The 8,760-nt window shown below is 67.0% G+C and carries 9 protein-coding genes; 2 read left to right on the forward strand and 7 right to left on the reverse strand.

Features of this window, described 5'->3' with window-relative positions:
- Positions 1–250: 250 nt before the first annotated feature.
- Positions 251–571, reverse strand: a complete 321-nt coding sequence (locus JKG68_RS29520; protein ID WP_202065694.1) for a heavy metal-binding domain-containing protein — start codon at positions 569–571, stop codon at positions 251–253.
- A 128-nt stretch (positions 572–699) separates the two neighbouring features.
- Positions 700–2,292, reverse strand: a complete 1,593-nt coding sequence (gene purH / locus JKG68_RS29525; RefSeq protein WP_202065695.1) for a bifunctional phosphoribosylaminoimidazolecarboxamide formyltransferase/IMP cyclohydrolase — start codon at positions 2,290–2,292, stop codon at positions 700–702.
- A 362-nt stretch (positions 2,293–2,654) separates the two neighbouring features.
- Between purH and JKG68_RS29530 the strand changes: the two genes are divergently transcribed.
- Complete coding sequence (locus tag JKG68_RS29530; RefSeq protein WP_202065696.1) at positions 2,655–2,888, forward strand: hypothetical protein; 234 nt, start codon at positions 2,655–2,657, stop codon at positions 2,886–2,888.
- A gap of 75 nt (positions 2,889–2,963) precedes the next feature.
- On the opposite strand, the gene JKG68_RS29535 is transcribed toward JKG68_RS29530, so the two are convergent.
- On the reverse strand, positions 2,964–4,718 hold the full coding sequence (locus JKG68_RS29535) for a heparinase II/III family protein (RefSeq protein WP_202065697.1): 1,755 nt from the start codon (positions 4,716–4,718) through the stop codon (positions 2,964–2,966).
- 95 nt (positions 4,719–4,813) lie between these two features.
- Positions 4,814–6,127: an RsmB/NOP family class I SAM-dependent RNA methyltransferase gene (locus JKG68_RS29540; protein ID WP_376773235.1), complete on the reverse strand. Its 1,314-nt coding sequence runs from the start codon at positions 6,125–6,127 to the stop codon at positions 4,814–4,816.
- A gap of 453 nt (positions 6,128–6,580) precedes the next feature.
- Here JKG68_RS29540 and JKG68_RS29545 point away from each other — a divergent pair, with 453 nt between their 5' ends.
- Positions 6,581–6,817, forward strand: coding sequence for a DUF1674 domain-containing protein (locus tag JKG68_RS29545; protein ID WP_202065698.1), 237 nt, complete (start codon positions 6,581–6,583; stop codon positions 6,815–6,817).
- Positions 6,818–6,911: 94 nt separating this feature from the next.
- On the opposite strand, the gene JKG68_RS29550 is transcribed toward JKG68_RS29545, so the two are convergent.
- The 3 genes from JKG68_RS29550 to JKG68_RS29560 all read right to left on the reverse strand — a co-directional run bounded on the left by JKG68_RS29550 (position 6,912) and on the right by JKG68_RS29560 (position 8,436).
- Positions 6,912–7,298, reverse strand: a complete 387-nt coding sequence (locus JKG68_RS29550) for a hypothetical protein (protein WP_202065699.1) — start codon at positions 7,296–7,298, stop codon at positions 6,912–6,914.
- Between the two features lie 291 nt (positions 7,299–7,589).
- On the reverse strand, positions 7,590–8,096 hold the full coding sequence (locus JKG68_RS29555; RefSeq protein WP_202065701.1) for a L,D-transpeptidase: 507 nt from the start codon (positions 8,094–8,096) through the stop codon (positions 7,590–7,592).
- A gap of 76 nt (positions 8,097–8,172) precedes the next feature.
- A complete protein-coding gene (locus tag JKG68_RS29560) occupies positions 8,173–8,436 on the reverse strand; it encodes a DUF6356 family protein (RefSeq protein ID WP_202065702.1) in 264 nt (87 codons plus the stop codon).
- Positions 8,437–8,760 lie beyond the last annotated feature (324 nt).

Raw genomic sequence — 8,760 nt, forward strand, 5'->3', positions numbered from 1 at the left:
GCATCGCGCGCCACCCTCGTGTGCTCTTCAGGCTCGCAGCCCAAGGCTGCGGGCCCGAAGGCGCTGGATCTTTGACATGCACACCAACAGCGGCATCCCGGACAATCAAGCCCTGTCATCCCGGGGCTGCGCAGCAGAGCCCGGGATCCATAAACACCAGCGGGGCAGAAAGAGACGCGACGCTGTTCGCCCTGTCCTACAATGTCGCGGTTATGGATCCCGGCCTTCGCGGGGGTGACAACGGAGAGGCTTACTCCAGCGTCACCGCCGTGCCGCTGACGGTCACCATCATCATGCCCTCGTTCTTGCCGATGGCGCCGTAATCCATGTGAACGCCCACGATCGCATGCGCTCCGAGGCGCTGCGCCTCCTCCATCATCTCCTGCAGGGCCGTGTCGCGCCCGTCGCGCAGCACCCGCTCGTAGGACCCGGAGCGCCCGCCCACCACGTCGCGGATGGAGGCGAAGAAGTCGCGAAACACGTTGGCGCCGAGGATCGCCTCGCCTGAGACGATGCCGCGGTAGGACGCGATGCGGCGGCCTTCGATGGTGGGCGTAGTGGTGACGATCATGGGAGTTCTCCTGCTGCTCCGCTTCATATGGGGAGAGCCGGGAGAAACGTCATCCCGGCCGGCGTAGCCGATCCGGGATCGCTCGACAGGTGTAGCGTCTGCTCCCCGGTCCCAGGATCAAGCCCTTGTCAGTGCCTGAAATGCCGGTGGCCCGTGAACACCATGGCAAGGCCCGCCTCGTCGGCGGCCTTGATGACCTCGTCGTCGCGCATGGAGCCGCCGGGCTGGATCACCGCGGTGGCGCCGGCCTCGGCTGCGGCGAGCAGGCCGTCCGCGAAGGGGAAGAAGGCGTCGGAGGCCACCACCGAGCCCTTGGCGAGGGTCTCCGGCAGGCCTGCGGCCTTTGCGGCTTCGGCGGCCTTCCAGGCGGCGATGCGGGACGAGTCGACCCGGCTCATCTGGCCGGCGCCGATGCCCACGGTCGCCAGGTCCTTGGCGTAGACGATGGCGTTCGACTTCACGTGCTTGGCGACCCGGAAGGCGAAGCGCAGATCCTCCAGCTCGCGGTCGCTCGGCGCGCGCTTCGTCACCACCTTCAGGCTCATGGCCTCGACCACCGCATTGTCGCGGCTCTGGGCCAGGAAGCCGCCGGCCACCGTGCGCAGGGTCAGGCCGCCCTGGCGCGGATCGGGCAGGGATCCGGCCAGCAGCAGGCGCAGGTTCTTCTTGGCGGCGACGATGGCAATCGCCTCCTCGCCGGCGTCGGGCGCAATGATCACCTCGGTGAAGATCTCCGTGATGGCTCTCGCGGCCTCCGCGTCGAGCGGCCGGTTCATGGCGACGATCCCGCCGAAGGCCGACACCGGATCGCAGCGCAGGGCCTTTTCATAGGCCTCGCGAAGATCGGCGCCCTCGGCCACGCCGCAAGGATTGGCGTGCTTGACGATCACGATGGCGGCGGAGCGCTCTGGGCTGAACTCGGCCACGGCCTCGTAGGCCGCATCCGTGTCGTTGATGTTGTTGTAGGAGAGCTGCTTGCCCTGCACCTGGCGGGCGGTGGAAACGCCCGGGCGGTTTTCCGGCGTGCGGTAGAAGGCGGCCGTCTGGTGCGGGTTCTCGCCGTAGCGCATCACCTCGGCGATCGCGCCGCCGAGCGCCCGGAACGGCGGCGTCGCCTCGTCGAGTTCGCCCGCGAACCAGTTGGAGATCGCCGCATCGTAGGCGGCGGTGCGGGCATAGGCCTTCTGGGCGAGGCGGCGGCGCAGGGTCCGCGTGACCGAGCCGTCGTATTGGGCCAGATCGTCGAGCACGGCGGCATAATCGGCGCCGTCCACCACCACGGCCACGTCGGCATGGTTCTTGGCCGCCGCGCGGATCATGGCAGGACCGCCGATATCGATGTTCTCGATGCAGTCGTCATAGGGCTTGCCGGCCGCGACCGTTGCCTCGAAGGGGTAGAGGTTCACCACCAGCAGATCGATGGGCTGGATGCCGTGAGCCAGCATCGCCGCCTGGTGCTCCGGGTTGGAGCGGATGCCGAGCAGGCCGCCATGGACCGCCGGGTGCAGCGTCTTCACGCGCCCGTCCATCATCTCGGGGAAGCCTGTCAGGTCGCTCACGTCCTGCACGGGCAGGCCCGCCTCGCGCAAGGTTTTATGCGTGCCGCCGGTGGACACCAACTCGATGCCGCGCTCAACGAGCGCACGAGCGAAGTCCACGAGACCCGTCTTGTCGGATACGGAAAGCAGAGCGCGGGACACGCGCTTCAGGTCGCTCGGCATGGCGGCCGCTCCATGGAGAGGTAAGGATGCGGGCGCGATAGCACGGGAGGGTGGGGATGGGAACCGGGGAGGCCGGGGTTTCGGGCCAGCGCTTTTGCCTTTGAGCGGCAACAAGCGGGCAAGCCGGCTGTCCATCAGCAGCACATCATCAGCGCTCTAAACGCTTTTCGAATGATATAACCTTTGATATAATCCCCTTCATGATCAACCGCATGACCTGCCTTACCCATCAATTCACGTACCTCAAAGGGTGCGCGGGATGGCTATTGCGCTGATGCGTGCGTGATCATTCCCGAGGACCCTCCCGAGGCGGGTAGGGTCCTTTGGTTCTGCTCTCCTCATGTCGATTGTGGAGAGCAAACATGGACACACATTCCCCTTCGCCGAACTACAAGCACCGTTTCTACCCGGGCATTCTCACCGTCAGGAGGTTCGCATCCTGGATGGCGAGGGCCATCGAGTGGCGGAATCGATTCACCCGGCGGCAGGCTTTGGAGAGGCTTGAGCATCTCAACGACCGTGCGCTGCGCGACATCGGCCTGTGGCGTGAGCCCGGAAGCCGAGCAGACGAATGGTGGATGAACCCGCCGCCCTAGACAGGCGGAAATTGTGAGGCCTCAGGGGACTTCCGAGATTCCTGGGGCCGAGCCGGCATCATGGCTGACTTGCCTTCAGATCAGTTCCGGCCCCTGCTCCTGGGGCTGGTTCGGATCGAAGGTGCGCGCCAGGCGTTCGAAGCGCCAGCGCACCGAGGGCATTTCGCTGGGCCGGATGGCGAGCACGATCTGCTCCGTGCGGCGCATGCCGTCTGGGGTGGCGAGGAACACGCTGTCCTCGAGATGGGCCTCGACGGGCAAGGCCGAGAACTGCCAGGCCTCTCGGTTGGGCAGCACCAGCATGACCACCCGGCCGCCTTGAGCAAGGCTCGCCTTGATGCCGGGCGCCAGATGGAAGCGGATGATGGCCTGCGCATTCTGGGCCGCGCCCTCGCCCCAGAAGATGTCCTCCCCCTCCAGCACGTTGCCCTTGGGCGCGAGCAGCCAGCGCCGCTCGTGGGTCAGGCCGAAGCGGGGCCGGTAGCCGTCGTGGCTGGCGCTGAGCATCTGCGCGTGCTCGCGCTCGCTGCGCTCCGCCGCGACCCGCTCAGGTCCCGCGATGACCACCGGGCCGACCCGGCGCAGGAGCCAGCCCGCCACGCGCCGCTCCAGCCAGTTGCCCTTCTTGTCGACGATCTGGCAGGAGGACACGTCGTTGATGGATGCCGTGGAATGCGCCACCGTGGAGCGCGACGCCTGGATGATGGGACCGGCCGCGTGGCGCGGGCTGCCGCAGTTGACCACGATGCGCTGCGTCGCGCTCGAGAACTCGAAGGACAGGCAGCCCGCCCCTGCCTCCCAGGAGAGGGGCCTCGGCGGGGGCGCGCCCACATCGGCCACCAGCAGGGTGCGCCCCGCCTCCAGCCGCTCATAGCCCGAATGGGGCGCGTGGTGGATCGGCTGGCTGCGCATGTCGTCATAGGTGAGCAGGGTTGCCAGGTGGTCCGCCGCCGTCACGCCCATGCCGTTGAAATGGGAGAGGGTGCCGTCCCCGTGCCGGAACAGGCGCACCATCGGCAGCATCCGGTCGATGGCGTGCAGCAGGGCCTCGGGGGTATCGACCTCGCGGCTGGCGAACATCTGGCGCAGGGGCAGAAGGTCGAACAGCAGCTCGACGATGAGCCGGGGGTTGCGGCTGGCATGGCCCCCATCCGCCAGGATCTGGCGATCGAGCTCGCGGGCGAGCAGGCGGCTCGCGCGCTTCAAGCTTCGGTCGAGCCCTTCGCAGCACAGGCCCGCATAGCACAGGGCCACCGCCGCCATGAGCTGCTGGTAGGGCAGGGCGCCGGCGCGGAGCTGGCGCTCCAAAGTGCGCACATGCTGGCCGAGGATCTTCAGGAAGCGCTGGTAGAAGGCATGATCGGCACCTTCCAGGATCAGGGGCGACTGGCTGATGAAGGACATGAGCCGCCGGGCCGTGACCTGCGTTTCGCAGGCGAGCCGCTTGTCCCCAAGCTTGGAGGTGACGAACTCGTCCACCAGGGAGCGGGCATTGGCCTGGGCGAGCGCCGTGCCGGCCGCCCGCAGGTGCCGCAGCCAGCCGAAGCCGTAGAGCGCCTCGCCCCAGGCGCGGCTCGGCGGCGTGAAGGCGAAGGGCGAGCGCCCGCTCGTGGTGATGGCGCGGCCGGAAAAGGCGAAGAAGCCCGAATAAATATCGGTCGCGACGGTGGGGTCCGCCGTGCGCAGATCCTGCGGCGCGAAGAGCAGCCGCGTGGGCAGGGGCGCGCTGGAGAGCCCCGACAGGCTCCAGACCGTGCTCTCGCGCATGGCGCGGCCTGCCTCGCGAGCGGCAAGCCTGTACAAACGCCAGCGATCCGGCCCGAAATCCACCCGTGGCGCTCCTCTTGTGGGCTTAAGTGCTTGCCAGCTTAGAAGAGGAGTTCCTGCTGACTGGTTAACAACCGGTAAGGGATTGCTCGCTCCCGTCACGATCCGTTGTGCACAAAGCGTGCGACAAAGAACCCGTCGAGGCCGCTGCGGTCGTGCTCCGCCGACGCCAGATGAAATGGCAGGGTTCTCACATCCCCTTGGGGCGTGATGCAGTCCGCCCAGCCGCCGATCTCGTCGGGCGTGACGGGCTTGCGGGCAAACTCCGGGTGGCGGGCCAGGAAGCCTTCGGCCTGGCGCTCGCCTTCCTCGGCTTCCAGCGAGCAGGTGCAATAGACCAGTCGTCCGCCGGGCTTCAGCAGGCTTGCCGCCTTGTCGAGGAGGCGCGTCTGGAGACCTGCGAGCTTGCGGATGTCCTCCTCGCTTTTTGTCCAGGCCACGTCCGGGTGGCGGCGGATAGTGCCGGTGGCCGAGCAGGGCGCATCGAGCAGGATGGCGTCGAAAGGCTGCGCATCGAGCTTTTCGGCGTCGATGGCGCGGGTCTCGGCCTTCAGGTTGAGGCGGGCGAGGTTTTCCTCCAGCCGCTGCAGGCGCTTGGCCGAGCGGTCGACGGCGAGCACCTCGGCGCCGGCTGCCGCAAGCTGCGCGGTCTTGCCTCCGGGGGCGGCGCAGAGGTCGGCAACGCGCTCGCCGGGCTTGGCCTGCAGCAGGCGGGCCGGAAGGGCGGCGGCCGCGTCCTGCACCCACCAGGCGCCCTCCTCGAAGCCGGGAAGCTCACGGATCGAGGTGCGCTCCACAAGGCGGATGCTGCCGGTTGGCAGGAGAACGCCGCCGAGGCGCTCGGCCCAGGCCTGCGGGTCGTCCTTTACGGTGAGATCGACCGACGCCATGGCGCGGTGCGCCTCGGCGATCCTCATGGCGAGGGGCTCGCCGTATTGCGCGATCCAGCGCTCCTCCAGCCAGGTGGGCGTGTCGAGCCAGGGATCGCTCTCGGCCAGGATCGCCTCGCGCTCGCGGGCCACGCGGCGCAGGACGGCGTTGATGAAGCCGCCGGCGTGATGGAGCTTCGGGTCGTTTTGGGCGAGCTGCACCGCGCTGTCGACCACCGCATGGTCAGGCACGTCGAGAAACAGGATCTGCGCCGCGCCGGTGGACAGAAGATGCATCAGGCGCTCGTCCTTCGGCGGCTTGTTGAGCCGCTCGCTCAAAGCGCGGCCCAGGGTGCCGAGCCGCCTGAAGGTGACGATGGCGATGGCGCGGGCGAGCGCCTCGTCGCGGCCGGACAGGTTTTCCGCACGCGCCAGCTCCTCCATCACGTCATCGAGCGGCACGCGCCGCTTCATGGCCTCCGACACGGCCATCCAAGCGAGGCGACGGGGCCCGAGGCCCGCTTGTTCATCCGATTGATTCAACGTTTCTAACCCCAAGGTCCGCGGCGGGTGGTGGAGCCCCAGGGACTCGGTTGCGATGGAAAGACAAAGCCGGGTTGCGGCCAGGTTCTCATGTGCTGTTCCCTCTCCTGCGCCAAAGCGCGCAAGGCGGCAATCCTGTTTTCCGTCGCGGGGTGGGTTGAGAACAGATTGTCCATGCCGTGTCCGGGGATTGGGTTGCCGATGAACAGCGCCGTGGTGCGCTCGTCCGCCTCCACCGCATGGTGAACGGCGAGCGTCAGCCGATCCGAGTTCCAATCGGCCTGGAGCCGACGCCGCCGAAGATGGCCATCGGACCTGCCAGCGGCATTTCGGTCTTGACGGTGCTCATCGGGGTCTCCACCTCGTATGCAACAGCAGCTATTCCGTCAAACCCTCTGTGGGAACCGTCCAGCTGCCTCCCAAGAGAGGCAAGAGGCTGGCATAAGGCACCTGATGAGCACGAACAGCACACCCGATACCAGCCCGGATCGCCCCGTGGAGGGCGCGGCTCCCGGCAAGCCCCTGTCCCCCGCCGCCCAGCGGGCGCTGGAGGAAGCGGCCCGGCGCCGTCTCGACATCGATGCCCGCGCGGCGGAACTCGCCAAGCAGAAGGAGCACCAGGGCCGCGGCGGCCTGGAGCCCGTGCGCTATGAGGATTGGGAGGTGAAAGGATTGGCGAGCGACTTCTGATCCTGCCGCGGCAGGATCGACGCCCGGCTTGCGCCTCCGCCGTCAAACACGAGACCGCGATGCTCCTGCGTCCGGCTTATGCGATGGGCAATTTTCAGGGCAGCCCCCGGGCCCTTCTGGCGCAGGCCTCGGCATAGTCCTCGGCAGCCTTGCCGGACATGGCCTTCGATTCCTCGACGCATTTCACCACAGCCATTTCCTGAGCCATGATGCGGTTCTGTATCCGTGCATTGACCTGCGCATTATGGGCGTTGAGCATGGTTCGGTTGACCGCATGGGCCGCACCGGCCCCCATTCCCGACGGGTCAAGCGAACCGGCAATCGAAATGGCTGTGGCAGCCGTACCGGTTGTGACGGATTCCGCCTGAAGTTCCGCCATCAGGGCGTCGGCCTGAGCATGGCCGGAGGCGTAGGGTTGTGTCTGGCATCCAGTCAGCACGAAGCCGCCAATAAGGGAGCTGACAAGGAAAGCAAAGCGCATGAGGACCCCACCGGATTAGCAACGTCGAACTATAGTTCGCCCCTGCGGCCGGTAACCTATCTGTCCGGAGGGGACGTTGTGACATTGCAGGCATGCATCGTAAGTTCTAGGCTGTTTCCCAGGAACAGGGGCGAGCATGGGCGGGCGGTTCGGCTGCAAATGTTACGGGAACTCTATCCCGATCCCCTTCGACGATCTTCCAGCCAGCCGGGATGAGGTTCTGGCTGATACGTCGGTCGAGCAGTACCGGCTTCTGTCGCAGAGAGTTCGTACGTCCGTGCCTTCGATCCTCTAAGGCACCACCACCACACGCGTTCCCACGCTCACCTGCTCGTAGAGATCGACGATGTCCTGGTTGAGCATGCGGATGCAGCCGTAGGACGCGTAGGTGCCGATGGAGCTGGGGCGGTTGGTGCCGTGGATGGCGTACTCGTCGAGGTTGAGGGTGAGCGCCCGCGCGCCCATGGGGTTGTTGGGCGCGCCGCCGGGGATCACGTCGGGCAGGCGGGGGTTGTCGCGCTTGACCTCCGCCGGGGGCGACCAGGCGGGCTGGACATATTTGCCGTCGATCTGCGCCTCGCCGAACCATTGCTTGCCGGGCTTGCCGACCGCCACCCGGTAGCGCAGGGCCGTTCCGTCGCCGCGCACGTAATACAGCCGCCGCTCGCCCGTCTTGACCACGATGGTTCCGGGCGAGACGCGGCCCTCGAAGGGCACGACCTCGCGGGCCGATGCGCCTGTGGCTGTGAATGCGACGCCGACGATGGCGGCAATGGCGAATGCGGCTCGCGCGCCCATGTCTCGAACCCTCCTGCGAAGTTGCTTGAGGGTGAGACGCGAAAGGAACAGCTACGGTTCCAAGCCCCAGGAAGGGTCAGATGACGGGGTCCCAGGAGACCATGCCGTTCTTCGGCGCGTGGGAAACCGGATGCTGCGTGCGGTTCATCATGCGCGCATGAAGCCGCTTGACCGTGGTGCTTGCCGTGCTCGTGCACAGGAACGGCAGGAAGGCATGCACGAGCGCCGCAAGACCCGCCGCCAAGAGGGGGCCTGAGAAGCTCAGGGCTACATGCATGTGCTCGACATAGGACTCGCCGACGGCTTCGGGATGTTCGGTGAAGAGGCGCTTCAAGGACATCGGATGCTCCTTCGGAAACGTGCGTCCACCTGCGTGGCTGTGGGCAGATTCTCAAAGAGCAAGCCGGCTGAATTGGGGCGGTGGTCGCCCAGCCGGCTGACCATTCGGGCTGATCGATCACCTAAAAAGGAATGGCCGGGACGAGCCCGGCCATGGAGAAGCACAGTCTGGACGCGATCCCGGGCTTCGCTCGCGCGGCCCAGGATAACGGAGCACTCACGCCGCCTGCGTGCGCTTGTTCTGGCGGTTGGTGATCAGGTCGTCGACCACGGTGGGGTCGGCGAGCGTCGAGGTGTCGCCGAGCGAGCCGAACTCGTCCTCGGC

The organism is Microvirga aerilata (genome assembly GCF_016743775.1).
Taxonomy (GTDB): Bacteria; Pseudomonadota; Alphaproteobacteria; order Rhizobiales; family Beijerinckiaceae; genus Microvirga; species Microvirga aerilata.